Below are 25,528 nucleotides of genomic sequence, written 5' to 3' on the forward strand. Positions count from 1 at the left end.
AGGTGCCGCGCCCGCTGCATTCGAGACAGACGCTGCTGTGTCCTGGGCAGTTAATCCGGTGCGTGCCCTCCGGGCAGCAATGGCCATTCGAGCTCAGCCAGCGCGCGCAGACGAAGACTTTTTTGGCCCCGTGACAGCGGGGGCATTCCTGCGGACGCATCAATTCCTCCCGCGATGGGACGCGATGTTCCGCTTCAACGACCGTGTTCATCCGTTTAGTCCCCAACGCCTGGATTATCGGTCAGATATGTTAATTCACTGTTCTTTACATTAGGGATTATGAATGTGAAAGCACGAAAGCGTCATCACGCCTTGCGCTTGCACGCTTTCCCTTTCCGCCGCCCTTGCTAAATGTGAGGCCGCCCCGTCCTCCGGCCGATTCTAGCGGACAGGGCCGGCAACGGGAACCTTCTTGCAATGACATGGACCGGCGCGGGCGCGCTTTTAATCCTCGTGCTTACCTATGCCGGCGTCGCGGTCGGCCGCATTCCCGGGCTGCGCCTCGACCGCGCCGGGATCGCGCTGCTCGGCGGTGCCGCCATGATCGCCATCGGCGCGATAGGCATGGAGGATGCCTACAAAGCCATCAATTTCGACACCATCACGCTGCTGCTCGGCATGATGATCGTGGTCGCGCATCTGAAGGTTTCCGGCGCGTTTCGTGCGCTTGGCGGCTTTGCCATCGAACACGCCCATGCGCCCTTCATGCTCTTGGTCATGGTGACGCTGCTGACCGGCGTGCTCTCGGCCTTTCTGGTCAATGACGCGATCTGCCTGGTGATGGCGCCGATCGTCGTTCATGTCACCCGCGTCATCAACCGCAACCCGGTGCCTTACCTCATCGCCACCTGCACGGCGTCGAACTGCGGCAGCGTCGCCACCATCACCGGCAACCCGCAGAACATGGTGATCGGCGCGCTGTCTGGCATTTCCTATCCGGCCTTCACGCTGGCGCTCGCGCCGGTGGCCCTGTTCGGCCTGCTCTGCGTCATCGTCATCATACGCATCGTCTATCGCGCCGAATTCTCCCGCCCCGCCGAGCTCAGCCCGGAAGTGTATCGAGGCCGCATGCTGCCAGGACAGGTGCTGAAGGCCACCGTCGTCTGCGTGCTGCTGGCGCTCGCCTTCTTCGCCGGCGTTCCCGTCGCCAAGGCGGCCCTGATTGCCGGCGCTTTCCTGCTCGTCACCCGGGCAATCAAGCCTCGGCGCATCTATCGCGAGATCGACGGGCCGCTGCTGTTCATGTTCGCCGGCCTGTTCGTGGTGGTGGCTGGCGCCGAGCGTACGCTTCTCACGCCCGATATGATCGCCTGGGCGAAGAACATCGGGCTCGACGATGTCTGGCGGCTTTCCGGCTTCACCGCGGTGCTCTCCAACATCATGAGCAATGTGCCGGCGGTGCTGGCGCTGCGGCCCTTCATTCCCGGGCTGGAAAACCCGGAGCGCGCCTGGCTGGTCGTGGCGATGAGCTCGACGCTGGCCGGCAATTTCACGCTGCTCGGCTCAGTCGCCAACCTGATCGTCGCCGAGCAGGCGAAGGCGGTCGGCAAGGAGCTTTCCTTTTCTGCCTTCTTCAAGGTTGGCTTGCCGCTGACGCTGTTGACGCTTCTCGCCGGCACCGCCTGGCTGGCCCTGTCCTGAAGAGGCTCCCCTCGGACGCCTTAATCGATGCGCCGGGAGCGCCCACCATCTAAGCTACGTGTTTGCCTGCCATTCTCGCCCGTATCAGCGTCGCGGCGGCATGGCCGGCGGCGTTGATGTAGTCGGGATTGTGATGGATCAGCATGCTGGAAAAGGCGCCGTCCATCAAAAGCACGATCTCGCGCGCCAGCATCTTCGCCTGGGCGACGTCGTGGCTTGAAAGCGCACCGGCCAGCCATTTCTCGAAATTGGTCTTGTGGCGTGCTCCAGCCTTCACTGCCGGATGTCCCGGCTTCGCCGCCAGCTCGGCCGCCGTGCGCAGGAAGCCGCAGCCCTTCCATTTGGGATGGCGGGCAACCCGCGCCAGATTGGTGAAGATCGCCTCGACCTTTTTGTCCGCGCCGCCCTCCGCCGCATCGAACCACCCCGCCATCTGCTCGAGATTAGGCTGGTCGCGTCCATCGAGATAGGCCGCGATCAGGTCGTCCTTGCTCTTGAAATGGTAGTAGAGCGTGCGCTTGGTAAGTCCTGCCTTCTCGGCCACGGCGTCGACGCTGACGCGGCCGATGCCTTCGGCATAAAAGAGCTTGGTCGCCGCATCGACAAGGCGTTTTCGGGTGGGATTGGTCTTTTCGCTCATCATAAAAGTATACCCACTAGTGAATATACAAGCAATCGAAAGCCTGCTCCTTATCCCGCCGAACCACCGGAAAGGAAAAAGCCATGACCGACCTTGTACTGAGCGAGACGCGCGACGGCGTTGCGATCCTCACACTCAACCGCCCCGACAAGCTGAACGCGCTGAATTACGCGCTGATCGACCGGCTGCTGTCGCACCTCGACCTGATCGAGACGGACGAGGACGTGCGCGCCGTCATCCTCACGGGGGCAGGGGAACGCGCCTTTTCCGCCGGCGGGGATATCCACGAATTCTCGTTGAGCGTGTCCGAGGGCACCAATGTCGCGCTGCGCGATTTCGTCATGCGTGGCCAGCGTCTGACGGCGCGGCTGGAAGCGTTCCGCAAGCCGGTGATCGCCGCCGTCAACGGCCTTGCCTTTGGCGGCGGCTGCGAGATCACGGAAGCGGTGCCGCTGGCCGTCGCCAGCGACCGCGCCTTGTTCGCCAAGCCGGAGATCAAGCTTGCCATGCCGCCGACTTTCGGGGGCACCCAGCGCCTGCCACGGCTTGCCGGTCGCAAGCGCGCGCTGGAGCTGCTGTTGACCGGCGAGACATTTTCCGCCGCTCGCGCCGCCGAGCTTGGCCTGGTCAACAAGGTCGTACCGCACGAAGAGCTGATGCCGGCGGCCCTTGACCTTGCCCGCCGCATCGTGACTCATTCGCAGACGGCGGTCACCAGTATCCTCACAGCGGTGGCGCGCGGCATCAACTCGAGCATCGCGGAAGGCCTGCTGGTGGAGGCGGAGCAATTCGCCCGCTTGGCCCCGACAGCAGACCTGCGCGAAGGCTTGAGCGCCTGGATCGAGCGCAGGCAGGCGGTCTATGACGGTTCATGGGCTCATGTCACCCGGTCGGACAAGGCCACGCGTGCCACGCGGCGTCGCGACCAGGCGGCCGGCTTGCCTGACTGACGCCTCGTCTGAAGCGGCTCTGCGTTTCAGGAAAGCGCTGAACCGCGTCAGACTTTCGGGCGGGAAAACGTTGCCGCGTTCCTGGTACTGCTCTTTAGGCCACCGCTTTCAACGGCGCCTTGCCTGCCTGCTGCACGCGCGCGGCTGCCGCCAGAAGGTCGGTCTGCGTAATCAGCCCAAGTATATGCCGGCCGCCATCGACGATCACCACCGCATGACTGCGCCCGTCGGTCAGTGTCGGCAGCAGGCTCATCGCCGGCACGTCGGGCAAAGCAGTGCTTGCTTTCGACATCACTCCTCCGACCGTGTCGGTCGCTCTCGTCAACTCGCGCAGGCCGAGTGCGCCGGTGAGCCGTCCTTCCGCGTCGACGACCGGTAAGGTGCGGATGTTGTGGTCGATCAAAAGGTTGCGCGCCTCGTGGGCTGAAGCCGTCTCCGACACGGAGATCACGTCGCGGGACATGATGTCCCGGCAAAGCAGCGTGCGTTGCGAACGGACCATCGCCTGCAGCTCGACCTGGCGCAGCAGGCGCTCCAGGTCATCGCGGTCGATATCGAAGGTTTCGTCGAGCGCCGAGAGCGCCGCATCGACATCCTCGGGCCGAAAGCCGACGCGCTCGGCCGGCGGGCGGTCGGCTGTGCCGTGACTGCTGTTGGCTGGCACATGCACATGGGGATAGTTGCGGCGCGACAGCTTATGGAAGAGGAAGCCGAGCGTGACCAGGATGGTTGAGTTAAGCGCCACCGGCACAAACGGAAACAGGAAGCCGGCCGCGGCAACCGCCGGCCCGCCGAGCACGCCCGTAAGCGCCGCCGCACCGCCCGGCGGATGCAATGATCGCGTGAACGACATGGCGGCGATCGCCAGCGCCACCGCAAGCCCGGAGGCGATTACCGTGTCGTGCACAAAATGCGCCACCGTCACTCCGACCAGCGCCGAAATCGTGTTGCCTCCGATGATCGACCAGGGCTGCGCCAGCGGGCTTGATGGAACGGCAAAAAGCAGCACCGCGGAAGCGCCCATCGGCGCCACGAGCATCGCCACGAGCGACCCGCTGCCCATAGCGAGCCCGCTGATCATGCCGGTGAGCGCGATGCCGATGGTCGCGCCGATGCAGGCGAGCAGCCGTTCGCGAAGCGTCGCGCCCGCAAGGATTGGAACAAAGAGGCGGAACGCCATAGCAAGCCTTGGATCGAATGGGTGGAATTGCGTTGCTCGCAATGACGCTGAATTCGCGGATTTGGAAGCCAAACCAATCCGTATATTCGCGGCCGCAGAGAATATTATTGCGCGGCGCGCTGCGGAGGACATGCCGCCAGCGGCTTTGCCTTTGTCAAACGCGCCAATGCGTTACGATGGTTTGCGGATTCGATCAGGGAACCGTAGGCGAGCTAACTCTCTTTGGCCCGTACGGCGAAGCCCAATTTACCGAGCACCTTGACCGCGCCGCTCTTGCCGCCCTCGAAATCACCCGAGGCGAGCCGCGCGCCGGTGGCGAACTCATAGGCGGTGCCCAAGATCGCCTTTGGCGGGTAGAGACGGCCCTCCGAGGCCAGCTCATAGGTGGTGGTGGGGGCAAAGCCATGTTCGGCAAAGAACCGCTCGGGCCCCAGCCGGTCGTAGTCTTCCATCGCGCGCAAGACATGAGCGCGGGTCACGCGGTCCCATGCAATCATCGGTCCATCCTCCTTTGCGATCGACGCGTCAAGTTAAACGGACTTCGCCTCGCCGCCGTCCATGCGCAGCGTCGAGCCGGTCATCCAGCGAGGGGCGGGTGAGACGAGGAAAGCCGTCAACTCGGCGATGTCCGCCGGCTCGCCGTGCCGGGCAATGACTGCTTCCCTGGGGAAATTGGCCGTCTCTTCCTCAAGGCTTTGCGTGTGCAGAGGCGCCCAATGTTCGAGATAGGAGCGTCGTCGGTCGGTCATCACCGGACCAGGCAGCACACTGTTGACCTGACGGCGACGGATTTCGACATGGCGAGTTCTCTTTTCTGATCAGCCGAGGAAGTCGCGGATGGCGGCAGCGACATCCCCGGCGTGGGTTTCGAGGGCGAAATGACCTGTGTCGAGGAAGCGCACGACCGCGTTCGGTATGTCGCGCTTGAACGCCTCGGCACCGGGCGGCAGGAAGAAGGGGTCGTTCTTGCCCCACACCGCCAGGAGAGGCGGTCTGTGCGCGCGGAAATAGGCCTGGAACGCCGGGTAGAGCGCGACGTTGCTCTTGTAGTCGCCGAAGAGGTCAAGCTGAACGTCCTCATTGCCGGGGCGGGCGAGATAGAAGCTGTCCAGCGAATGCCCGTCCGGCGCGACCATCTCCGCCGGTGCGCCATGCGTATATTGCCAGGCAACCGCTTCCGGCTTGAGGAAGCCCCGCAACGCTTCGCGGTTGGCGGGCGTAGGATCCCGCCAATAGGTCTGGATAGGATTCCAGCCATCGCTCAAACCTTCCTCATACGCGTTGCCGTTCTGCGAAATGATCGCGGCGATGCGCTCGGGATGCTTCAACGCCAGCCGGAACCCGGTCGGTGCGCCATAGTCGAAGACATAGATGGCGTAGCGATCGAAGCCGACAATTTCAGTGAAGCGGTCGATGACCTCGGCGATGCGGTCGAAGGTGTAGGTGAAGTCGCTGGCCTGCGGCATGTCGGAGCGGCCGAAGCCCGGCAGGTCGGGCGCGACGATATGGAAACGCTCGGCGAGCAGCGGAATCAGGTCGCGGAACATATGGCCCGAGCTCGGAAAGCCATGCAGCAAGAGCAGTTTCGGCGCGCCGGGGGTGCCGGCCTCGCGATAGAAAACGGTGAAGCCGTCAACATCTGCGGTACGGTAGGTGGTCATCTTTCTCTCCATTCTAACCAATTTGTTGCTATTAAGACAGTTATGATCTTAGCGAGCAACAATCTGCCGCTGGCGAGATCGGTCTCTGCGCCGCTTGAGGCGCCGCGAGCTGCTAAATCGGGAATTTTTCAAGGTTCACCTCGTTGCCGCGCATTGCGGGTTCCTTCCGAGTCCGGCACAAAAATGGTAACCGCTTAAAACCATATAGAATGGTTACCGAGTGTGAGCGTAACTTGTCAACCGGCTTTAAAGAGGTTATCACGATCATGTGTTCACGAATCGACGCGCGGACGGCTGCGGGCGCGGAACTGGAGTTGTGATGGACCGCCTACCTGCGATGTTTGTGGGCGATGCGCTCGGCCTGGATTTCCTCAATTCGGTCGCGACGCCGGTCGATAGCCCCGTGGACTGGATCGACGACGGCGAGGGATTGCTGGGCTGGCTGGAGCAGGCACGTCTCGTGACGGCCGAGGCGCTCGCTGGCGTTCGCAGCCATGCCCTTCCGGGTGAACTCGATAAGGTCGCCGATCAGGCAAGGCACCTGAGGGAATGGTTCCGAGGGTTCGTGCGCGAACACAAGGGGCGGCCCTTGAGCGCAATGGACCTTGCGCAGCTGGAGCCGCTCAACCGCTTGCTCGAGCGGGACGCGACCTTCAGCCGGATCTCCCCTTCGCTTGCGGGCAAGGACATGCCAGCCGGCGGGTACATCCCATTTCAGCTTGTCACGGAGCGCAAATGGCGCACGCCCGAGGCGCTCCTTCTGCCGATCGGAGAGGCTCTGGCCAGACTCGTCTGCACCGAAGATTTTTCACATGTGAAGGCCTGCGAGGGGCCAGCCTGCACGCTGCTTTTTGCCGATCATACCCGCGGCCACCGGCGCCGCTGGTGCAGCATGGCTGCCTGCGGCAACCGGGCAAAACAGGCCACCCATCGGCATCGGCACAAGGGCGATCATTAAGGCAATTTCCGGGAGCGAGTCGCGTCTCGCCCCCGGTTGTAGAGGATCAGGGGGCGACCTCGACGCGACCCCTCATATTCGGGTGGAAGCGGCAGAAATAGTCGACCGCTCCCGCCGTCTTCAGCGTGACCTTGCCCTTCGACTTTGCCGGGATCATCACATCCCAGGCGCCTTTGACCGTCGCGGTGTGGGCAAACATGTCCTTGTTCGTCCACTCGATCGTGTCTCCGACCTTGGCCTGAACGCTTCCCGGCGAAAAGACCAGCTTGTCGATCGTCACCTCGATGGTCGCCGCGAAGGCCGGCGATGCAACGAGCACCGTTGCCAGCATCGGCGCGAGAAGCTGCGGTCTCATTTCAGCATGCCGGCAACATGTTCGGCATGCTGTTCATGCCCCTGGAAGATCTTGAGGCCGGTCTCCAGCAGGCTCTTCAGCTCGGCATTGCTGGCTGAGGGGATGAGCAGGGTTTCGAGCGCGCCGTCGACCTGCTTATGATAGGCGATCTCGTTCTCGATATAGGCCTTGTCGAAGTCGGCACCCTTGAGCTTCGCCAGCTTGGCGCGTTCTTCCTTGGCTGCCTTGGCCAACGTCTTGCTGGTGTCATTGTCTTCTGGCGTGACCTTCAGCTTCTTCACCAGGTCGAGCGCCTGTTTGTTCACTGCCTCATGGTCGCGCTCCATATCCTTGGCGAAAGCGATGATCTCCTTGTTCTTGGATTTCTCGATCGCCAGCTTGGCCGCCTCGATGTCGATCGTGCCTGCCGTATAGGCGATGTGGGCGATCTGCGGGTCGGTGGGCTTCTCGGCGGCCAGCGCCAGTGGCGCGGTGCTCATCAGGAAAAGGGCGGCGAGGGCGGCGGTCGGTCGCATGAACATGGCATCTCCTTCACCCGTAGGCGCGGCCTCGGGCTTCATCTGGTGTTGACCACCATTGGATGCGGGCGAGAACGAAACGTTCCCGGAAAAACCAAAATCAGGGCTCGAATCCCAGCCGTCCCATCACCGCCCGGGTCAGCCGCTCGCAGCGTCGTCCGGCGAAGGGGAAGGCGTCGAGCAGCACCGGGCCGATCTCGTCGTCGAGCGCCTTGCGCACTAGGCTGCGCGCCCGGTGCAGCCTGGTCTTCACTGTCTCCGGCCGGATGCCCAGAAGGTCGGCGGTCTCCTCAATGCTGAGGCCCTCGATGACACGAGCGACGAAAACGGTGCGATAGACATCGGGAAGGCTGTCGGTCGCCCGTTCGACAAGCCCGAGGATCTGCCGCTGCGCCATTGTCCGCTCCGGATCATCGCTTGGGTTCAGGGGAAACGGGATGATCCGCGCCTCCGGGTTTTCGGGCATCGCCACGATGCGCCTGCGCTTGCGCAGCCTGCCAAGCGCCTCGTTGATGACGATGCGAGACAGCCAGGTCGAAAGCGAGGCCTCGCCGCGAAAGGCGGCGAGACTGGAGAAGGCGCGCATATAAGCCTCCTGCACGACATCCTCGGCCTCGGCGTCGTTGCGCACCACACCGCGCGCGATGCGGTAGAGCCGCTGGTTGTGCGTCTTGATGATGGCGCGGACCGCATCCGGGTCACGCGCCAGCGCCCGGCGCACCAGCGCGATGTCGCCAGCCTCTGTCGCGCCGACCGCGGCGGCTTCAATAGCGGGCCTTCTCATCTCGCTCTGATCTCCCGCAGTTTTTCATCCGCGATTGGATGCGCTTGCCGGCAAAAGGTTCCCGAGTGGGTGCACCGGCATGCTACTGCTCCGGCAGAGGCTTGTCTGGTCGAAATCGCCCGCCGATCAGTTCGTCACTCGGCGGCAGCCGCCGCCGCGAGCCCACGCGCGATGTCGGCCTTGAGGTCTTCGACATCCTCCAGCCCGATCTGCAGACGGATCAGCGGACCGGCATAAGAGCCCTTTGCAAGCGTGCGGTCGCCGAGGAAGACCGGCACGGCGAGACTCTCATAGCCGCCCCAGGAATAGCCGAGGCCGAAGATCTTGAGCGCGTCGAGGAAAGCGTGCTGCGCTTTCTGTCCGCCGCCCTTGAGCACGACCGAGAAAACGCCGCTCGAGCCGCAGAAATCGCGCTTCCACAGCGCATGATCGGGATGGCTTTCCAGCGCCGGGTGCAGCACTTGCGCGACCCCCGCCTGCTCCTCCAGCCAGCGGGCGATATCGAGCGCGGACTTGCGGTGATGTTCGAGCCGCACGCCCATCGTGCGCAGGCCGCGCAGGACCTGGTAGACATCGTCCGGACCGGAACAGCAGCCCAGCGTGCAGAAGCCGTCATAAAGCTTCGTCCAGCAGGCCTCGTTGGCCGAAACCAGGCCAAGCAGCACGTCGGAATGGCCCGCCGGATATTTCGTCGCCGCATGAATCGAGATGTCGACGCCATGGTCGAGCGGCTTGAAATAGAGTGGCGTCGCCCAGGTGTTGTCCATCATCACGATCGCGCCCGCTTCATGCGCAACCTTGGCGATCGCCGGGATGTCCTGGACCTCATAGGTGTTCGATCCCGGCGATTCGGTGAACACAACCCTGGTGTGGGGCCTGATCAGCGAAGCGATGCCGGCGCCGATTCGCGGCTCGTAATATTCGACCTCCACGCCGAGCCGCTTCAGCATCGTGTCCGCGAAGTGGCGCGTCGGCTGGTAGACGCTATCAACGATCAGCAGATGGTCGCCGGCGGCCAGGAAGGCGAGCAGCGGCACCGTCACCGCCGCCAATCCCGAAGGCACCGCGATGGTGCCGGCTGAGCCTTCCAGCGCATCGACGGCGAGCGTCAGCGCATCCATCGTCGGCGTGCCGCGCGTGCCGTATGTATATTTCTGCCTGCGTCCAGCCATCGATGCCGCGTCCGGGTAAAGCACCGTGGAGGCGTGCACGACCGGCGGGTTGACGAAGCCGAAATAGTCGCGCGGGTTGTTGCCGGAATGGGCAAGCAGCGTGTTGGTGCCCATTTCGATGCCGTCTTTAGCCATGGTTCGTCGCCAGCCGATTAATGTGAGGGTCGAATGATCTAAGGGGACCAGCCATAAAGCGGCGGCCAAGCCCGCGCAACCGCGCCAGGCCCGCCAAAAGCCGGTCTTCAGCTAGGCCAATCCAACTCCGCCCGCGCCCAATAAAGCACGGCTATTGCCGAGCGGATGGGGCCGTCGGATCATGGATTCGCGCCGCCGAAACTTGACTGATTTGTTCGCATGTTCTGCCGATTTCATGGGCTCTTGTCCGCAATTCGGGCATCTGCGGCAATTGCTTTTCAAACCTTTGAGGTTTCGGTCATTTCCCTTGACCTCACAGGAATAATCGCCTTCGATGCGTTTCGTGAATGGGAGGCAGCGCATCGGCAACCGATGCGGGTCCGGGAGTGGGCCTTGAAGTGGGAGCTGCATTCACAAACGAAAAAAGATCAAGCGTCGCCTGCCAGTAGGGGCGCCTGTAACAGAAAAGGGTATGTGGGTCATGAAACACATTGCAATCGGCATTCTTGGCGCCGCCGCGCTCGGGTTCATGGCGTCCGCCGCTTCGGCAGGCACGCTCGATACCGTGAAGCAGAAGGGCTTTCTCCAGTGCGGCGTCTCGACCGGTCTCGCCGGCTTTTCGGCGCCGGACGACAAGGGTGACTGGAAAGGCATCGACGCGGACTTTTGCCGCGCCGTTGCGGCCGCCGTTTTCGGTGACGCCTCCAAGGTCAAGTTCACGCCGCTCAGCGCAAAGGAGCGTTTCACTGCGCTGCAGTCGGGCGAGATCGATATCCTGTCGCGCAATACCACCTGGACCAGCAATCGCGACAGCGCGCTCGGCCTCGATTTCGTCGGCGTCACCTACTATGACGGTCAGGGTTTCATGATCAACGCCAAGAAGCTGCCGGGCGTGAACTCGGCGCTGCAGCTTTCGGGAGCCGCCGTCTGCGTGCAGAGCGGCACCACGACCGAGCTGAACCTCGCCGACTACTTCAAGAAGAACAAGATGGAATACAATCCCGTCGTGTTTGAGAAGCTGGAAGAGGTCAACGCCGCCTATGATGCCGGCCGCTGCGACGCTTACACCACCGACCAGTCCGGCCTATATGGCATCCGCCTGACGCTGTCATCGCCGGCCGATCACGTCGTGCTGCCCGAGATCATCTCCAAGGAGCCGCTCGGACCGGCCGTGCGCCAGGGCGATGACCAGTGGGCTCACATCGCGCGCTGGACCTATTTCGCGCTGCTCAACGCAGAGGAAGCAGGAATCACCCAGGCGAATGTCGATGAGATGAAAACGTCGACCGACCCGAATATCCAGCGCCTTCTCGGCACCGAGCCGGACGGCAAGTATGGCGCCGATCTCGGTCTTTCCAACGATTGGGTTGTCAACATCGTCAAGGCTGTCGGCAACTATGGTGAAATGTTCGAGCGCAATGTCGGCTCGGGCAGCCCGCTCAAGATCGCGCGCGGCATCAACGCGCTGTGGACCAAGGGCGGCCTGCAATACGGTCCGCCGGTCCGCTGACAGAAACGTGATCCGGGAGGCAGGTTGTCTGCCTCCCGGTTTCTCTTTCCAGGGGACGGTCCATGGCTTCGCAGGAAATCCTTCGCGGGGAGCCGAGCCGCGGCTCCTTCATCAATGACCCGAGAATACGCAGCCTGTTCTTTCAGACGCTGGTGGTGATCCTGCTGTTCAGCTCGATCTGGTGGATCGTCCACAACGTCATCGAAAACCTCCAGCGCCTGCACATCGCCTCAGGCTTCGGCTTCCTCAAGAGCAGGGCCGGCTTCGACATCTCGGACACGCCGATCGCTTACACTTCCGACTCGACCTATTTCCGAGCGCTGGTCGTCGGTCTGCTCAATACGATCATCATTGCCGTCGCCGGCATCGTGCTTGCCACTATCGTCGGCTTCCTCATCGGCATCGGCCGCCTCTCGCAGAACTGGCTGATCCGCAAGATCTGCACGGTCTATGTCGAGATTTTCCGAAACATCCCGCCGCTGCTGGTCATCTTCTTCTGGTATTCCGGCGTGCTCGCCGTGCTGCCGCCGCCGCGCGAGAGCATCCATTTGCCCCTCGGCTCCTTCCTCAACCAGCGTGGTTTCTATCTGCCGCGCGCCGTCTGGGCAGATGGTTCCTGGCTGATCGGCGTGGCATTGCTGCTCGCCATCGCGATGGCCTGGTTCGTCGCCCACAGGGCGCGGCAGCGGCAGCGGGCAACCGGCCAGCAATTCCCGGTGTTCTGGACGTCGGTCGCTCTCATCATCGGCCTGCCGGTGCTTGCCTTTCTGCTCAGCGGCATGCCGCTCACCTTCGATTTTCCGAAGCAGTCGACCTTCAACCTGACCGGCGGCTTCTGGATCAAGCCGGAGTTCCTGTCGCTGCTGCTGGCGCTGTCCTTTTACACCGCGGCGTTCATCGCCGAGATCGTGCGCGCCGGCATCAGGGGCGTCAGCAAGGGCCAGACCGAGGCGGCAGCCGCACTTGGCCTGCGCTCCGGCCCGATCCTGCGGCTGGTGGTGATCCCGCAGGCGATGCGCATCGTCATCCCGCCGCTCACCAGCCAGTATCTCAACCTGACCAAGAACTCATCCCTGGCCATTGCCATCGGCTATCCTGATCTGACAGCCACCGCCGGCACCGTGCTGAACCAGACCGGACAGGCGGTAGAGGGGGTGTTCATCATGATGATCGCCTATCTGGTGCTGAGTCTCGTGACGTCCTTCGTCATGAACATCGTCAACGCCAGAATGGCGCTGGTGGAGAGGTAAGGCCATGCAGGAACACGATATGTCCTGGGTGCGCACCGAGATGGCGCTGGCGCAGCCCGCGCCGCCTACCGAACGCGGCGCCTATGCCTGGGTACGCAAGAACCTGATCGGTTCGGTCGGCGACACCATCCTCACTGTGCTGGGCATCGCCATCGTGCTTTGGATCTTGCCGCAAATCATCAACTGGGCCTTCATCAACGCCGTTTGGACCGGCCCGGACCGCACGGTATGCACTACCGCTTCGCAAGGCGGCATCCAGCCCGACGGTTGGACCGGTGCCTGCTGGGCCTTTGTCAACGCCAAGTTCGGCCAGCTCATGTTCGGCACCTATCCCATCGAGGAGCGCTGGCGGCCAATTCTCGTCGCCGTCCTGTTCGTGGCGCTGCTGGTGCCGATGCTGATCCCGCGCGTGCCGCGCAAGGGGCTGAACGCGCTTCTTCTCTTCGTGGCGTTGCCGATAGTCGCCTTCTTCCTGCTGGTCGGCGGCGTGTTCGGCCTGCCGCATGTCGAGACCCCGCGTTGGGGCGGGCTGCTGGTCACGCTCAGCCTGTCTTTCGTCGGCATTGCCGTGTCGCTGCCGATGGGCATCGTCCTGGCGCTCGGCCGGCGTTCGAAGATGCCGATAGTCAAATGGCTGTGCATCGTCTTCATCGAGACGGTGCGCGGCATTCCGCTGATCACGGTGCTGTTCTTCGCCAGCGTCATGCTGCCGCTGTTCCTGCCGGAAGGCGTAAGCTTCGACAAATACCTGCGGGCCCTGATTGGCGTGTCGCTGTTTGCCGCCGCCTATATGGCGGAAGTGATCCGCGGCGGCCTGCAGGCGATCCCGAAGGGCCAGTATGAAGGCGCCGATTCGCTCGGCCTCGGCTATTGGCAGAAGATGGGCCTGATCGTGCTGCCCCAGGCCCTGAAACTGGTCATCCCAGGCATCGTCAACACCTTCATCGGCATGCTCAAGGACACGAGCCTGGTCCTGATCATCTCGATGTTCGACCTGCTCGGCGTGGTCAAGCAGAACTTCGCCGACCCGAACTGGGCGACACCGCAAACCCCGAAGTCCGGCCTGATCTTTGCCGCCTTCGTTTTCTGGCTGTTGTGCTTCGGTATGTCGCGCTATTCAATGTACACCGAACGCCGGCTCGACACCGGCTACAAACGCTGATGCATATCGACCAAAACTGTGTTGCGGTTTTGGGACATGCACCAAGAACAACGATAAGGGGAATTGGCCATGACCACCGAGAACGCCGTCAGCGCGGAAGACCTGAAGGTCGATGCCAAGAAGATGCACATCTCGACCACCGATGTCGCCATCGACATTGTCGGCATGCACAAATGGTATGGCGAGTTCCATGTCCTGAAGGACATCAACCTCAAGGTGATGCGCGGCGAGCGCATCGTCATTTGCGGTCCCTCCGGCTCCGGCAAGTCGACCATGATCCGCTGCATCAACCGGCTGGAGGAGCACCAGAAGGGCAAGATCATCGTCGACGGCAAGGAGCTCACCAATGATCTGAAGAAGATCGACGAGGTGCGCCGCGAGGTCGGCATGGTGTTCCAGCATTTCAACCTGTTCCCGCACCTTACCATTCTGGAAAACTGCACGCTGGCGCCGATCTGGGTGCGTAAGATGCCGAAGAAGCAGGCCGAGGAAATCGCCATGCATTTCCTCAAGCGCGTCAAGATCCCGGAACAGGCCAACAAATATCCGGGCCAGCTCTCCGGCGGCCAGCAGCAGCGCGTGGCGATCGCGCGCTCGCTGTGCATGAATCCGCGCATCATGCTGTTCGACGAGCCGACCTCGGCGCTCGATCCCGAGATGATCAAGGAAGTGCTGGAGACGATGGTGGGCCTGGCGGAAGAGGGCATGACGATGCTGTGCGTCACCCACGAGATGGGCTTTGCCCGCAAGGTCGCCAACCGCGTGATCTTCATGGATCAGGGCCAGATCGTCGAGCAGAACACGCCAGCCGAGTTCTTCGATCATCCGCGCCATGAGCGGACGAAACTGTTCCTGTCGCAGATCCTGCACTGACCAATCTGACGCCAATTCAAAAAGCCCGGCCGCGCGACGGTCGGGCTTTTTTGCTATTTGGGCAACCGCTGATAGCGGTTGGCTCGATTGAAAGGGAAAGCCACACCTTTATGAGAAAAATCTGGCGCTCCCTGGCCACACTGGTTGCCGCGGTGCTTCTTGCCGCCGCGCTCGGCACGTTGGTGCCGCGCCCGCTCTGGCCTGCGGCGATGGCCGAAGGCGAGGGGACGCGGCGCATATTGGTGCTGAAGAACCCGATCCATACCGACATCGCTGTCCCTCTCGATGACGGCGTTCGCCGGCGCTTCGCCTTCCTGGCCGGTGCCGGTCTGCCGATGGATGCCCCGGGTGCACGCTACATTGTCTTCGGCTGGGGCGGCCGCGCCTTCTACCTGGAGACGCCGACATGGTCGCAATTGAAGGCCGCGCCGGCTTTGAAGGCGCTGACGCTTGACGCCTCGGTGATGCATGTCGATGTCGCCGGCACCATCAAGGAGCCGCACTCGGATGTCTCCGGCTTCGACATCGATGAGGCGCATTTCGCAGCGCTGCTCGACTACATCGCCGCGAGTTTCCGGCAGGGGCCGAACGGACCGATGGTGGTCGAGAACGCGGGTTATTCAACCAATGACCGTTTCTACGAAGCCGGCGGCCACTTCAACGCGCTGGTCGGCTGCAACACCTGGACGGCGGCGGGACTGCGTGTCGCCGGCATTCGCACGGGATGGTGGAACCCGCTGCCGGTGTCGCTGTGGTGGTCGATGGGGTTGTATAACTGACGTAGCACCGCGATCGAGTCCTCGGGCGCTCTACCGCCGCGCCACCTTCCGCTCCTCCCACCCGTAGAGCCAGTCCAGGTCCGCCGCGAGCTTTTCCGGCGGCCGCGTCGCCAGCACCAGATTGCGGGCGACTGCCACCGGTCCCCAGGCGTGCCAGGTCAGCCGATTGAGCGCGCCGCGCTTCAGCACTCTTTCGACGCGCGGCCGCCTGAGATTTTCCCAGACAGCGAGGCTGTGGGCCGGATCGCCGGGAAAATCGGCAACCGCATTGGCGAGCATCGAGGCGTCCTCGATCCCCATGGCCGCGCCCTGCGCCGCGAACGGGGTCATGGCATGCGCGGCGTCGCCGATCAGCGCGATGCCTTGCGGGACCGCCCAGCGCGGTTGCTGGACAGTGTGCATTGGAAACGCCGTCCACGGCCCCGCCAGCGCGACGAGCCTTGCGAGCATGGTTGCGGTGCCACGCATGGCATTGGACAGGACGGCCGGGTCGGCATGCCCCGACCAGCCTTCCGCGATACGTTCGCCTCTGGTGAAAGCGGCAAGGTTGACGGTGCGGCCCTTGCTCACCGGATAGGCGACCAGATGGAAGCCAGGATGAAGGAAGGTGGTGACGCAGCCCGCCGCTCCGATCTCGGCAAAAGCCTGCCCGGCAGGGCCGTCGACCGCCACAGTGGCGCGCCAGGCCAGTCGGCCCGAGAAGCGGCTTTTCGCGAAGGCGGGGTCCCGGGCCGCAAGCCGCGCGCGAACCGTCGACCAGACGCCATCGGCTCCGACCAGCAGGCTGCTTGCGACCGAGGTGGTTTTCCCCTCGATCTCGACCGTCGTGGTTACGCTTCGCGGGTCGGTGGCGATGCCAGTCACCCGCGCGCCGGTGACGAGTTCGATATCCGACCGCCCCGCCATTTCCTCCGCCAGGGCCGCCTGCAGGTCGGCGCGGTGGGACACCAGATAGGGCGCGCCCCAGCGCTGCTCGGCTGCCTGTCCAAGCGGTACGCGCGCCAGCTCGCGCAGGCTTTTCGCATCCTTCAGCACCACCGCTTCGGGCCGGACCGCGTTGGGCAACAGGCGGTCCAGTACGCCAAGCCGGCGCAGGATGCGGGTCGCGTTGGGAGCCAGCTGGAGGCCGGAGCCGGCCGCTTGGAGCTGCTTGGCCTGCTCGAACAGTTTCACCGGCAAGCCGCGGGCTGAAAAGGCGAGTGCCGCAGTCAGTCCGGCGATGCCGGCCCCGGCTATGACGACTTGCCGGGACCCTGTCTCATTCATGGTCTAGCAGTCATTCATGATCTGCAGGCTCAGGCGGCCTGGTCAACATAGAGGCAGCCGGCCGGCTGCGTTTCCGTCGCCTTCAGCGACGGCGAATAGCGGTAAAGCGTCGAGCAGTAGGGGCAGACCTTTTCATTATCGTCGCCCATGTCGAGGAACACATGCGGATGGTCGAAAGGCGGGTTGGCGCCGGTGCACATGAATTCCTTGACACCGATCTCGATGACCGGATGGCCCGCGTCGTTCTGAAAATGGGGAATGCTGCCGCCTGCCATCGTCGTCTCCAATTGGGTTCGGCCAGTGGGTGTGACCCGCCTGCATCTGGAGCATAACATGCCAGTTTGCAAGATCGATGAAATCAAACTGTCGCAAAAGGCTGCCAGAGGATAAGTTGAGCCGGTTAAGCGCGTAAGGCTGGCACGGAGCGATTCCGTGACGATCCTGCGTCACAAAGAGATGTTAGAGCGTCGCCGAACGGCAATATGCGGGTCTCCCTAAGGCGGTTGCAGGCAAGAGCGGGAAACATGAACGAACTGAAGCCGGTGCAGAGCGAGTTCATCACCGTCGAGGCGGCGAGCCCCGACGGTGGCAATCCCGACCGTTTCGTCAATCGCGAGTTTTCCTGGCTGCAGTTCAACCGGCGCGTGCTGGAAGAGTCCCTCAACGAGCATCATCCGCTGCTTGAGCGGGTGCGCTTCCTGTCGATTTCGGCCGCCAACCTCGACGAGTTCTTCATGGTCCGCGTCGCCGGCCTCGCCGGTCAGGTGCGCGAGGGCATTGCCCTGAAAAGCCCGGACGGCCGCACGCCCGAGCAGCAGCTCGAGCAATTGCTGCGCGAGGTCGAGCGCCTGCAGGAGGACCAGCAGAAGAGCCTCTCGGCGCTGATGGCCCTGCTCAACAAGGAAGGCATCGAAAGCATCACCCGAGACGCGCTGACCAAGGATGAGAAGACTTGGCTGGAGGAGCATTTCCAGGAACAGGTCTTCCCTGTGCTGACGCCGCTGTCGATCGATCCGGCGCATCCGTTTCCCTTCATCCCCAATCTCGGCTTTTCCATCGCCTTGCAATTGCGCCACCGCAAGAATGGCGAGGAGATGAGCGCGCTCTTGCGCCTGCCGGTGGCGCTCAGGCGCTTCATCCGCCTGCCGGACCGCAGGCGCCATGTGCGCTTCATTCCGCTGGAGGAGGCGGTCGGCATCTATATCGGCAAGCTGTTCCCCGGCTATGAGGTCAAGGGCTCGGGCACGTTCCGCATCATCCGCGACAGCGATATCGAGGTGGAAGAAGAGTCGGAAGACCTTGTGCGCCTGTTCGAGACGGCGCTGAAGCGGCGTCGCCGCGGTTCAGTGATCCGTATCGAATTCGATACGCTGATGCCGGCGGAATTGCGCGATTTCGTCGCCGGCGAGCTGGGCGTCTCGGCGAGCCGCATCAGCGTTCTCACCGGTCCGCTTGCGCTCAACCAGATTTCCGAGATCGTCGCCATTCCACGCGACGACCTGAAGTTCACCCCCTACAATCCGCGCTTTCCCGAACGAATCCGCGAGCATGGCGGCGACTGCCTGGCTGCGATCCGCGAGAAGGACATCATCGTCCACCACCCCTACGAATCCTTCGACGTGGTGGTGCAGTTCCTGCGTCAGGCCGCCGCCGATCCGGAGGTGGTGGCGATAAAGCAGACGCTCTACCGCACCTCGAACGACAGCCCGATCGTGCGCGCGCTGATCGACGCCGCCGAGGCCGGCAAGTCGGTGACGGCGCTGGTCGAGCTCAAGGCGCGGTTCGACGAGGAGGCGAACATCCGCTGGGCGCGCGACCTCGAACGCGCCGGCGTCCAGGTCGTGTTCGGCTTCCTGGAGCTGAAGACCCACGCCAAGATGTCCTTGATCGTGCGCCGCGAGGACGGCCGGCTACGCAACTACGTCCATCTCGGCACCGGCAACTACCACCCGGTCACCGCCCGCATCTACACCGACCTGTCCTTCTTCACCACCGACCCGACGATCGCGCGCGATGTCGCGCAGATATTCAACTTCATCACCGGCTATGCCGAACCGGCCGAGGAGATGCGCCTTGCCGTGTCGCCCTTCACGCTGCGCAACCGCATTCTGAAGCACATCGCGGAGGAGATCGTCCACGCCCGGGAGGGCCGGCCGGCGCGCATCTGGATGAAGATGAACGCGCTGGTCGACCCGACGGTCATCGACGCGCTCTACGACGCCAGCCGGGCCGGGGTTGAGATCGACCTCGTCGTGCGCGGCATCTGCTGCCTGAGGCCGCAGGTGCCGGGCCTATCGGAAAACATCAGGGTGAAATCGATCGTCGGACGCTTCCTCGAGCACAGCCGCATCTACTGCTTCGGCAATGGCTACGGCCTGCCGTCGGACGAGGCGATCGTCTACATCTCGTCCGCCGACATGATGCCGCGCAATCTCGACCGCCGCGTCGAGACCCTGGTGCCGATCACCAATCCAACTGTGCATGAACAGGTGCTTGGCCAGATCATGCTGGGCAACATCATGGACAACCAGCAAAGTTTCGACGTATTGGCTGACGGCACCTCCCGGCGCGTTGTGCTGGAGGAGGGCGAGGAGCCGTTCAACGCGCAGGAATATTTCATGACCAATCCGAGCCTCTCCGGACGGGGTGACGCGCTGAAATCGCATGCGCCCAAGCGCATCGCCCAGTTCAAACGCCGCAAGAAGAACAGCGCCGCGTGATTGCAGTTTCCCAGGGCCGGCTTCAGGACCGGCGACCGCTGTCGATCATCGACATAGGGTCGAACTCGATCCGCCTTGTCGTCTATGAAGGGCTGGCGCGCTCGCCCTCGCTGCTGTTCAACGAAAAGATGCTGGCCGGCCTCGGCCGCGGCATCGTTTCGACGGGCAAGCTCGATCCGGAAGCCGTGACCCGCTCTATGGAGGAGTTCCGCCGCTTCCGCGCGCTGTCGGATCAGGCAGGCGCCGAGCACATCTATGTGCTGGCGACCGCCGCCGCGCGTGAGGCGGTCAACGGTCCCGATTTCATCCACCGCGCCGAGGAGGTGCTGAGGACCGAGATCCGCGTGCTCACCGGCCGCCAGGAAGCTTATTATTCGGCGCTCGGCGTCATTTCCGGTTTCCATCCGGCCAACGGCATCGCCGGTGACCTCGGCGGCGGCAGTCTCGAGCTGATCGACATCAACCGAGAGGCGATCGGCGACGGCATTACGCTGCCGCTCGGCGGCCTGCGCCTGCAGGACATGGCGAAGAACTCCCTGGTGCAGGCGCAGAAGATCGCGCGCCAGGAACTGGCGCGGGCAAAGCTGCTCAAGGGCGGGCAAGGCAGGGTCTTCTATGCCGTCGGCGGCACCTGGCGAAACCTTGCCAGGCTGCATATGGAGATGACCAACTACCCCCTCGGCGTCATGCATCACTACGAGATTCCGGTCGACAGCGCACAGGCGTTCCTGAAGCAGGTAGCCAAGGGCGAGGTCGAGAAGGTGAGGGGCATCGAAGGCGTCTCCAAGAACCGCCGCTCGCTGCTGCCCTACGGCGCCGTCGTGCTGCAGGAGATCATGTCGGCGATGCAGCCCTCGAAGATCGTCGTCTCGGCGCAGGGCGTGCGCGAGGGCTTTCTCTATTCGCTGCTCGACGCGGAGGAGCAGAAGGCCGATCCGTTGATCTCGGCGGCAGAGGAACTGGCGCTGTTGCGCTCGCGCTCGGTGCACCACGCGCATGACCTTGTCGAATGGACCGGCAAGGCATTCAAGGCATTCGGCATCGACGAGACGGAAGACGAAACGCGCTACCGTCATGCCGCTTGCCTGCTCGCCGATATCGGCTGGCGCGCGCATCCCGAATATCGCGGCAGGCAGTCGCTCAACATCATCGCGCATGCCTCCTTCATCGGCGTCGACCATCCCGGCCGCGCCTATCTGGCCCTGGCCAATGCTTACCGCCATGACGGCATCTTCAACGACGGCATCGCGCCCGAGATCAAGGCGCTGGCACCGCCCAGGCTGCTCGAGCGCGCCCGCGTGCTGGCGGCGATGATGCGCGTGGTCTATCTCCTCACCGCGGCGATGCCGGGCGTGATGCCGAAGCTGAAATGGGAAAGCCGCGGCAACGGCGCGCTGGCGCTGGTGCTGCCGGCCTCGCTGTCCGATCTCTACGGCGAGCGCCCGGCCGGCCGGCTGGCGCAGCTGGCGCGCATCACCAACCGCCGCCTCGTGCTGGCGGTCGAAGGCGGTCCGAGCGTTTCGGTCAAATAGTACGTTTCGGTGAAATAGGGCTGGCTCAGGTCACCTCGGCGCTGATCCCGAAGTCGCTCCCGTCGGCCGACCACGCGCCGGCGCCGGCCATGGCGAGCGCCAGGAAGCCGCCGGCAATGGCGATGTCCTTCATCAGCATCTGCTGGTGCAGGAACGCCAGCGTGGCGTCGTCGGCGCCCTGGCCGTAATGGCCGATGAAGCCCGCGACGAGACAGAAGGCGGCAAGCAGAAGTGCCACGATCCGGGTCTGGAAACCGACGAGGATGAAGAGCCCCGCAACTAATTCGAACAGGCCCGTGCCCCAGGCGGCCAAGGTCGGCAGCGGCAGGCCGAGGCCGGCGAAATAATTGATCGTGCCTGAGATGTGGGTGAGGGCCTGGAAGCCCGACGGCACGAAGAGCGCGGCTAGAAGCAGCCGCGAGACCAGAAGCAACGCATTGCGAAACATTGGCCACCTCCCTTGCCGGCCCGGTCCGGCTGATGCCAGCTGCGGCGCAGTCTACGCCTGCAACGAAAAAGCGGCGCGGAAAATTACGCGCCGCTTGGCGTTGAAGGCTTGGGGAGGCTCAGGCGCGCTTGGCGTCGAGCGAATAGGCGCCGGCGCCGGAGGAGGCGAGCAGGATGAAGCCGCCGGTGATGGCGAGGTTCTTGAGGAACTGGATCATCTGCATCTGATCGGCCCAGCCGGTGTGAGCGACCAGCCCGGTAGCGATCGTGAAGATGGCGAGCACCCAGGCGACGATGCGGGTCTGGAGGCCGACGAGTATGGCAAGGCCGCCGAGCAGTTCGATCAGGCCGACGAGGACGGCGGTTACGGTCGGCACCGGCAGGCCGAGAGCGCCGAAATAGCCGGCGGTGCCGGAAATGGCGGTGAGCTTGCCGAAGCCGGAAAGCAGGAAGATGACGGAAAGCAGGATGCGGCCGAGCAGGATCGTGGTGGAGCTGTTGGATGCTGCGCCGTTGCCGGCGACGGAAGAGTTGATGGACATGGCGGGTTCTCCGAGCGGGGGTTGAATGCCCAGTCAGATAGATCAGGAAGACTGTTCACCAAAGCCGCTTATGTGGTGACACATTGTTCACAGATTCTATATCCTACAGTCGCGGATCCGACGCGAAATTCATGTCGCGAGCATTGCCTCCGGGAGCAAATTCTCCCGCCGCAAAATTCCTCCCAAGCTCGTCATCCCAGGGCGAAGCTCCGTCGCGAAGACCCTGGGGTCCGTTTCGTGACCTAGACCGGAGGGCGGGGCGAGGCAAAATTTGTACCGCAGGCAGCGCTCGGATGTAACGGCATGGTCCTCGGGTCTGCGTTCCGCTTCGCTTCACTCAGCCCGATGATGACGAAGCAATGCCAACGCTTATCCGGGATGTGTCATGTCCTCCGGCCGTACCAGCCGGTCGTAGTCGGCCTCGCTGACCAGCCCCGTGGCCAGGGCCTCCTCACGCAAGGTCGTGCCGTTCTTGTGTGCGGTCTTGGCGATCTTGGCGGCGTTGTCGTAGCCGATGGTCGGCGCCAGTGCCGTGACCAGCATCAGCGAGCGCTCGAGCGCGGCCTTGATGTTGTCCTCCCGCGCCTCGATGCCGACAACGCAGTTGTCGGTGAAGGAGATGGAAGCATCCGCAAGCAGCTGCACCGACTGCAGGAAATTGTAGGCCATCAGCGGGTTGTAGACATTGAGCTCGAAATGCCCCTGGCTGCCGGCGAAGGTGAGCGCGGCATTGTTGCCGAACACCTGCACGCAGACCTGCGTCAACGCCTCGCACTGGGTCGGGTTGACCTTGCCCGGCATGATCGAGGAGCCCGGCTCGTTCTCCGGCAGCGACAGCTCGCCGAGGCCCGAGCGCGGGCCGGAGCCGAGCAGCCGGATGTCATTGGCGATCTTGAACAGTGCCGCGGCCGCCGCGTTGATCGCGCCGTGCGAGAACACCATGGAATCATGCGCCGCGAGCGCCTCGAACTTGTTCGGCGCGGTCACGAAGGCGATGCCGGTGATGGCGGCGATGCGGTCCGCCACCTTTTCCGCGAAGCCGACCGGCGCGTTGAGGCCGGTGCCGACGGCGGTGCCGCCTTGCGCCAGTTCCTGCAGGCCGGGCAGCGTCTGCTGGATCCTCTTGATCGACGAGGCGACCTGCGCGGCATAGCCGGAAAATTCCTGGCCAAGCGTCAGCGGCGTGGCGTCCTGCGTGTGCGTGCGGCCGATCTTGATGATGTGGTTGAAAGCGCGCGCCTTGGCGTCGAGCGCCTTGTGCAGATGATGCAGGGCCGGAATCAGGTGGTGCACGACACGCTCGGCGCAGGCGATGTGCATGGCCGTCGGATAGGTGTCGTTGGACGACTGGCTCATATTGACGTGGTCGTTGGGATGAACCGGCTTCTTCGAGCCCATGACGCCGCCGAGCATCTCGATCGCCCGGTTGGAGATCACTTCGTTGGCGTTCATGTTGGACTGCGTGCCGGAGCCGGTCTGCCACACAACCAGCGGGAAATGCTCGTTGAGCCTGCCGTCGATGACTTCCTGCGCGGCCTCGACGATCGCCTTGCCGATTGCCGGATCGAGCCGCCTCATCTCCATGTTCACTTCGGCCGCGGCGCGCTTGACGATGCCGAGCGCGCGCACGATCGACGCCGGCTGCTTTTCCCAGCCGATCTTGAAATTGCCCAGAGAGCGCTGCGCCTGGGCGCCCCAATAGCGGTCGGCCGCCACCTCGATGGGACCGAACGTATCGGTTTCGGTTCTGGTCTTTTCAGCGCTCACGGCAAGTCTCCGGTCTATCGATTTTGGCAAGGGCGTATCGCGTTGCACAAACGGCATCAAGCGGAGATTGCGGGCGGGGAAGATGCAAATCGGTTGAAGGGAAGACTCACCCCAGCGGCGGCCCGACAATGTCGATGCCGTTCTCCGCGCACAGCCTGGTCAGCATCTCGATCGTCTGCGGCGTCGGCGCCGCCAACGGCGGCAGGTCGGGCCGTTCGGCGGGGCGGCTTGCCTTGCGCAGCATCGTTTCGAAGTCCGAACCGCGCGTCACCGTGAGTGTGTGCGCGCCCTCGCGGGACTCCACCCTATAAGTGTGCGGCAGGCCTTTCGGCGCGAGCACCGTCTCGCCGGCGCCGGCGACCCGCTCGCGGCCGTCGATGACGAAAGATATCCGCCCTTCGAGGATATGAAACACCTCGTCCTCGTTGCGGTGCACGTGCAGCGGCGCGGAATCGCCATAGGGCTGGCGGTGTTCGACAACACAGATCCCATCCTCGCCGTCAGCCGAAGAGACCTGGATGGCGACAAGCGTGTTGTTGAACCAAAGGAGTTCCTTGCCTGCCATGCTGGTGTTGATCATTGTCATGATTGCTCTTTCTCTGTTGGGCGCCGACGAAACGGCTTCGACGGCGACCTAGCCTGGGACGGGCCGGCGATGGAAATCGAATGATCGTATGGGGCGGATCGATGCGATGAATTTGAATGCGCTCGACCTCAATCTGGTGAGGGTGCTTGACGCGCTTCTGCGCGAGAAAAGCGTGACGCGCGCCGGCGAGCAGATCGGACTCAGCCAACCCGCCGTCAGCGCCGCGCTCAACCGGCTGCGCCATGCGCTCAACGACCAGCTCTTCGTGCGCCGCGGCAACGACATGGTGCCGACGCCGCGCGCCGAGAGCCTGGCGGAGCCGGTGCGCGCGGCACTGCGCGAGATCGAGCGCGCCTTTCAGCCGGCAACCGATTTCGATCCGGCAAGGCTGGAACGAACCTTTACCTTCATGGGCGCCGATTTCTTCTCCATGCTCCTGATGCCGCCCTTTGCCGCGCGCATCGCCGCGATGGCGCCTGGCCTGTCGTTCCGTTTCCTCGACAGCGCCACCGGCGATGTCTCGAAACTGCTGCAGGAGGACCGGATCGACCTGGCGCTGGAGCGCCCGCTGGAGGTCGCGGAATGGGTTTCAAGCGTGGCGCTGTTCGGTTCCCCCTTCGCCGTCATTGCGTCGAAGGACAATGCCGCGCTCGGGCGGGCTGGCATCGCCGAGGGCGAAGAGGTGCCGCTCGACCTCTTTTGCGCGCTGCCGCACGCGCTGCGCTCCATCGACGGCTCGATGTCGGGCTTCACCGACGACGCGCTGGGCAGGATGGGCCGCGCGCGCCGCGTCATGCTCGCTTTGCCGCATTTCCAGGCGGTGGCGCTGGCGGTTGCCGGCGGACCTTATCTGGCCGCCGTCCCGATGCAGTTCGCAGTCGCGGCGGCAAAATCCCTGCCGATCGGCATCTATCGGGCGCCGATCCCGATACAATCTCCGGCGGTCCGGATGTACTGGCACGCCCGCCGCGATGACGAGCCGCCGCATCGCTGGATCCGCGAGCAGATCCTCGATGAGGTCGGAAAGCTGGGGTTCAAGGATTGGGACGGCCCCGCGAGCGGTCAACCTCACCCCGCCACATAGCCGACATCCACCCGGC

At 63.6% G+C, this 25,528-nt stretch carries 26 protein-coding genes; 11 read left to right on the plus strand and 15 right to left on the minus strand.

Annotation, left to right across the window (positions count from 1 at the left end; genetic code table 11):
• Positions 1-417 precede the first annotated feature (417 nt).
• Positions 418-1,641: an anion transporter gene (locus P9272_RS16775; protein WP_278161355.1), complete on the plus strand. Its 1,224-nt coding sequence runs from the start codon at positions 418-420 to the stop codon at positions 1,639-1,641.
• Positions 1,642-1,690: 49 nt separating this feature from the next.
• On the opposite strand, the gene P9272_RS16780 is transcribed toward P9272_RS16775, so the two are convergent.
• Positions 1,691-2,281, minus strand: coding sequence for a TetR/AcrR family transcriptional regulator (locus tag P9272_RS16780; protein ID WP_128260018.1), 591 nt, complete (start codon positions 2,279-2,281; stop codon positions 1,691-1,693).
• A gap of 83 nt (positions 2,282-2,364) precedes the next feature.
• Here P9272_RS16780 and P9272_RS16785 point away from each other — a divergent pair, with 83 nt between their 5' ends.
• Positions 2,365-3,231: a crotonase/enoyl-CoA hydratase family protein gene (locus P9272_RS16785; RefSeq protein ID WP_278161356.1), complete on the plus strand. Its 867-nt coding sequence runs from the start codon at positions 2,365-2,367 to the stop codon at positions 3,229-3,231.
• Between the two features lie 94 nt (positions 3,232-3,325).
• Here P9272_RS16785 and P9272_RS16790 read toward each other — a convergent pair whose 3' ends face one another.
• The 4 genes from P9272_RS16790 to P9272_RS16805 form a co-directional block, all read right to left on the minus strand.
• On the minus strand, positions 3,326-4,411 hold the full coding sequence (locus tag P9272_RS16790; protein ID WP_278161357.1) for an HPP family protein: 1,086 nt from the start codon (positions 4,409-4,411) through the stop codon (positions 3,326-3,328).
• A 212-nt stretch (positions 4,412-4,623) separates the two neighbouring features.
• The gene (locus tag P9272_RS16795; protein WP_278161358.1) at positions 4,624-4,908 is read right to left on the minus strand and encodes a hypothetical protein; all 285 of its coding nucleotides are present in this window, start codon (positions 4,906-4,908) and stop codon (positions 4,624-4,626) included.
• 33 nt (positions 4,909-4,941) lie between these two features.
• On the minus strand, positions 4,942-5,202 hold the full coding sequence (locus P9272_RS16800) for an SDR family oxidoreductase (protein ID WP_278161405.1): 261 nt from the start codon (positions 5,200-5,202) through the stop codon (positions 4,942-4,944).
• A 27-nt stretch (positions 5,203-5,229) separates the two neighbouring features.
• Positions 5,230-6,072, minus strand: coding sequence for an alpha/beta hydrolase (locus P9272_RS16805; protein ID WP_278161359.1), 843 nt, complete (start codon positions 6,070-6,072; stop codon positions 5,230-5,232).
• Positions 6,073-6,391: 319 nt separating this feature from the next.
• Here P9272_RS16805 and P9272_RS16810 point away from each other — a divergent pair, with 319 nt between their 5' ends.
• Positions 6,392-7,030, plus strand: coding sequence for an ABATE domain-containing protein (locus P9272_RS16810; RefSeq protein ID WP_278161360.1), 639 nt, complete (start codon positions 6,392-6,394; stop codon positions 7,028-7,030).
• A 46-nt stretch (positions 7,031-7,076) separates the two neighbouring features.
• Here the strand turns inward: P9272_RS16810 and P9272_RS16815 are convergent, their stop codons facing one another.
• The 4 genes from P9272_RS16815 to P9272_RS16830 all read right to left on the minus strand — a co-directional run bounded on the left by P9272_RS16815 (position 7,077) and on the right by P9272_RS16830 (position 9,994).
• Positions 7,077-7,385 (minus strand): cupredoxin family copper-binding protein, encoded by a 309-nt coding sequence (locus P9272_RS16815; RefSeq protein WP_278161361.1) that lies wholly within the window; start codon positions 7,383-7,385, stop codon positions 7,077-7,079.
• Complete coding sequence (locus tag P9272_RS16820) at positions 7,382-7,906, minus strand: DUF4142 domain-containing protein (RefSeq protein WP_128260025.1); 525 nt, start codon at positions 7,904-7,906, stop codon at positions 7,382-7,384. Before P9272_RS16820 ends, P9272_RS16815 begins: the two co-directional genes overlap by 4 nt.
• 97 nt (positions 7,907-8,003) lie before the next feature.
• Positions 8,004-8,687 (minus strand): RNA polymerase sigma factor, encoded by a 684-nt coding sequence (locus P9272_RS16825; RefSeq protein WP_278161362.1) that lies wholly within the window; start codon positions 8,685-8,687, stop codon positions 8,004-8,006.
• Positions 8,688-8,821: 134 nt separating this feature from the next.
• The gene (locus tag P9272_RS16830; RefSeq protein ID WP_278161363.1) at positions 8,822-9,994 is read right to left on the minus strand and encodes a cystathionine beta-lyase; all 1,173 of its coding nucleotides are present in this window, start codon (positions 9,992-9,994) and stop codon (positions 8,822-8,824) included.
• A gap of 481 nt (positions 9,995-10,475) precedes the next feature.
• Here P9272_RS16830 and P9272_RS16835 point away from each other — a divergent pair, with 481 nt between their 5' ends.
• From P9272_RS16835 to P9272_RS16855, 5 genes are all read left to right on the plus strand, one after another.
• Positions 10,476-11,504 carry an amino acid ABC transporter substrate-binding protein gene (locus tag P9272_RS16835; RefSeq protein ID WP_128260028.1) on the plus strand — a complete coding sequence of 343 codons (1,029 nt, stop codon included), beginning with the start codon at positions 10,476-10,478 and terminating at the stop codon, positions 11,502-11,504.
• A gap of 62 nt (positions 11,505-11,566) precedes the next feature.
• Positions 11,567-12,754: an amino acid ABC transporter permease gene (locus tag P9272_RS16840; RefSeq protein ID WP_128260029.1), complete on the plus strand. Its 1,188-nt coding sequence runs from the start codon at positions 11,567-11,569 to the stop codon at positions 12,752-12,754.
• A 4-nt stretch (positions 12,755-12,758) separates the two neighbouring features.
• The gene (locus P9272_RS16845) at positions 12,759-13,916 is read left to right on the plus strand and encodes an amino acid ABC transporter permease (protein WP_128260030.1); all 1,158 of its coding nucleotides are present in this window, start codon (positions 12,759-12,761) and stop codon (positions 13,914-13,916) included.
• Between the two features lie 69 nt (positions 13,917-13,985).
• On the plus strand, positions 13,986-14,789 hold the full coding sequence (locus P9272_RS16850; RefSeq protein WP_095819976.1) for an amino acid ABC transporter ATP-binding protein: 804 nt from the start codon (positions 13,986-13,988) through the stop codon (positions 14,787-14,789).
• 110 nt (positions 14,790-14,899) lie between these two features.
• The gene (locus P9272_RS16855) at positions 14,900-15,568 is read left to right on the plus strand and encodes a TIGR02117 family protein (protein WP_278161364.1); all 669 of its coding nucleotides are present in this window, start codon (positions 14,900-14,902) and stop codon (positions 15,566-15,568) included.
• 30 nt (positions 15,569-15,598) lie between these two features.
• Here P9272_RS16855 and P9272_RS16860 read toward each other — a convergent pair whose 3' ends face one another.
• On the minus strand, positions 15,599-16,834 hold the full coding sequence (locus P9272_RS16860; protein WP_278161365.1) for an FAD-dependent monooxygenase: 1,236 nt from the start codon (positions 16,832-16,834) through the stop codon (positions 15,599-15,601).
• Between the two features lie 29 nt (positions 16,835-16,863).
• Complete coding sequence (locus tag P9272_RS16865) at positions 16,864-17,109, minus strand: zinc-finger domain-containing protein (protein ID WP_027169907.1); 246 nt, start codon at positions 17,107-17,109, stop codon at positions 16,864-16,866.
• Between the two features lie 249 nt (positions 17,110-17,358).
• On the opposite strand from P9272_RS16865, the gene P9272_RS16870 reads away from it, so the two are divergent.
• Together P9272_RS16870 and ppx are read left to right on the plus strand one after the other, a co-directional pair.
• Positions 17,359-19,554: an RNA degradosome polyphosphate kinase gene (locus tag P9272_RS16870; RefSeq protein ID WP_278161366.1), complete on the plus strand. Its 2,196-nt coding sequence runs from the start codon at positions 17,359-17,361 to the stop codon at positions 19,552-19,554.
• Positions 19,551-21,086, plus strand: coding sequence for an exopolyphosphatase (gene ppx, locus P9272_RS16875; RefSeq protein ID WP_278161367.1), 1,536 nt, complete (start codon positions 19,551-19,553; stop codon positions 21,084-21,086). The genes P9272_RS16870 and ppx overlap by 4 nt, the downstream gene beginning before the upstream one ends.
• 25 nt (positions 21,087-21,111) lie before the next feature.
• Here ppx and P9272_RS16880 read toward each other — a convergent pair whose 3' ends face one another.
• From P9272_RS16880 to P9272_RS16895, 4 genes are all read right to left on the minus strand, one after another.
• Positions 21,112-21,534 carry a DoxX family protein gene (locus P9272_RS16880; RefSeq protein ID WP_278161368.1) on the minus strand — a complete coding sequence of 141 codons (423 nt, stop codon included), beginning with the start codon at positions 21,532-21,534 and terminating at the stop codon, positions 21,112-21,114.
• A gap of 118 nt (positions 21,535-21,652) precedes the next feature.
• Positions 21,653-22,075, minus strand: coding sequence for a DoxX family protein (locus tag P9272_RS16885; protein ID WP_278161369.1), 423 nt, complete (start codon positions 22,073-22,075; stop codon positions 21,653-21,655).
• Positions 22,076-22,444: 369 nt separating this feature from the next.
• Positions 22,445-23,842, minus strand: a complete 1,398-nt coding sequence (gene fumC, locus P9272_RS16890; protein WP_278161370.1) for a class II fumarate hydratase — start codon at positions 23,840-23,842, stop codon at positions 22,445-22,447.
• Positions 23,843-23,948: 106 nt separating this feature from the next.
• Positions 23,949-24,428: a cupin domain-containing protein gene (locus tag P9272_RS16895; RefSeq protein ID WP_128260038.1), complete on the minus strand. Its 480-nt coding sequence runs from the start codon at positions 24,426-24,428 to the stop codon at positions 23,949-23,951.
• Between the two features lie 106 nt (positions 24,429-24,534).
• Between P9272_RS16895 and P9272_RS16900 the strand changes: the two genes are divergently transcribed.
• Positions 24,535-25,512: a LysR family transcriptional regulator gene (locus P9272_RS16900; RefSeq protein ID WP_128260039.1), complete on the plus strand. Its 978-nt coding sequence runs from the start codon at positions 24,535-24,537 to the stop codon at positions 25,510-25,512.
• Positions 25,513-25,528 lie beyond the last annotated feature (16 nt).

Origin of the sequence: Mesorhizobium sp. WSM4976 (genome assembly GCF_029625685.1) — a bacterium.
Taxonomy (GTDB): Bacteria; Pseudomonadota; Alphaproteobacteria; order Rhizobiales; family Rhizobiaceae; genus Mesorhizobium.

What these genes read in the sequence shown, in the direction of transcription:
- P9272_RS16785 (WP_278161356.1), top strand. Translation starts at nt 2,365, where the DNA reads ATGACCGACCTTGTACTGAGCGAGACGCGCGACGGCGTTGCGATCCTC.
- P9272_RS16810 (WP_278161360.1), top strand. Translation starts at nt 6,392, where the DNA reads ATGGACCGCCTACCTGCGATGTTTGTGGGCGATGCGCTCGGCCTGGAT.
- P9272_RS16795 (WP_278161358.1), bottom strand. Translation starts at nt 4,908, where the DNA reads ATGATTGCATGGGACCGCGTGACCCGCGCTCATGTCTTGCGCGCGATG.
- P9272_RS16805 (WP_278161359.1), bottom strand. Translation starts at nt 6,072, where the DNA reads ATGACCACCTACCGTACCGCAGATGTTGACGGCTTCACCGTTTTCTAT.
- P9272_RS16830 (WP_278161363.1), bottom strand. Translation starts at nt 9,994, where the DNA reads ATGGCTAAAGACGGCATCGAAATGGGCACCAACACGCTGCTTGCCCAT.
- P9272_RS16820 (WP_128260025.1), bottom strand. Translation starts at nt 7,906, where the DNA reads ATGTTCATGCGACCGACCGCCGCCCTCGCCGCCCTTTTCCTGATGAGC.
- P9272_RS16900 (WP_128260039.1), top strand. Translation starts at nt 24,535, where the DNA reads ATGAATTTGAATGCGCTCGACCTCAATCTGGTGAGGGTGCTTGACGCG.
- P9272_RS16845 (WP_128260030.1), top strand. Translation starts at nt 12,759, where the DNA reads ATGCAGGAACACGATATGTCCTGGGTGCGCACCGAGATGGCGCTGGCG.
- P9272_RS16870 (WP_278161366.1), top strand. Translation starts at nt 17,359, where the DNA reads ATGAACGAACTGAAGCCGGTGCAGAGCGAGTTCATCACCGTCGAGGCG.
- P9272_RS16850 (WP_095819976.1), top strand. Translation starts at nt 13,986, where the DNA reads ATGACCACCGAGAACGCCGTCAGCGCGGAAGACCTGAAGGTCGATGCC.
- P9272_RS16825 (WP_278161362.1), bottom strand. Translation starts at nt 8,687, where the DNA reads ATGAGAAGGCCCGCTATTGAAGCCGCCGCGGTCGGCGCGACAGAGGCT.
- P9272_RS16780 (WP_128260018.1), bottom strand. Translation starts at nt 2,281, where the DNA reads ATGAGCGAAAAGACCAATCCCACCCGAAAACGCCTTGTCGATGCGGCG.
- P9272_RS16895 (WP_128260038.1), bottom strand. Translation starts at nt 24,428, where the DNA reads ATGACAATGATCAACACCAGCATGGCAGGCAAGGAACTCCTTTGGTTC.
- P9272_RS16855 (WP_278161364.1), top strand. Translation starts at nt 14,900, where the DNA reads ATGAGAAAAATCTGGCGCTCCCTGGCCACACTGGTTGCCGCGGTGCTT.
- P9272_RS16880 (WP_278161368.1), bottom strand. Translation starts at nt 21,534, where the DNA reads ATGTTTCGCAATGCGTTGCTTCTGGTCTCGCGGCTGCTTCTAGCCGCG.
- P9272_RS16835 (WP_128260028.1), top strand. Translation starts at nt 10,476, where the DNA reads ATGAAACACATTGCAATCGGCATTCTTGGCGCCGCCGCGCTCGGGTTC.
- P9272_RS16865 (WP_027169907.1), bottom strand. Translation starts at nt 17,109, where the DNA reads ATGGCAGGCGGCAGCATTCCCCATTTTCAGAACGACGCGGGCCATCCG.
- P9272_RS16860 (WP_278161365.1), bottom strand. Translation starts at nt 16,834, where the DNA reads ATGAATGAGACAGGGTCCCGGCAAGTCGTCATAGCCGGGGCCGGCATC.
- P9272_RS16885 (WP_278161369.1), bottom strand. Translation starts at nt 22,075, where the DNA reads ATGTCCATCAACTCTTCCGTCGCCGGCAACGGCGCAGCATCCAACAGC.
- P9272_RS16775 (WP_278161355.1), top strand. Translation starts at nt 418, where the DNA reads ATGACATGGACCGGCGCGGGCGCGCTTTTAATCCTCGTGCTTACCTAT.
- P9272_RS16815 (WP_278161361.1), bottom strand. Translation starts at nt 7,385, where the DNA reads ATGAGACCGCAGCTTCTCGCGCCGATGCTGGCAACGGTGCTCGTTGCA.
- P9272_RS16840 (WP_128260029.1), top strand. Translation starts at nt 11,567, where the DNA reads ATGGCTTCGCAGGAAATCCTTCGCGGGGAGCCGAGCCGCGGCTCCTTC.
- P9272_RS16790 (WP_278161357.1), bottom strand. Translation starts at nt 4,411, where the DNA reads ATGGCGTTCCGCCTCTTTGTTCCAATCCTTGCGGGCGCGACGCTTCGC.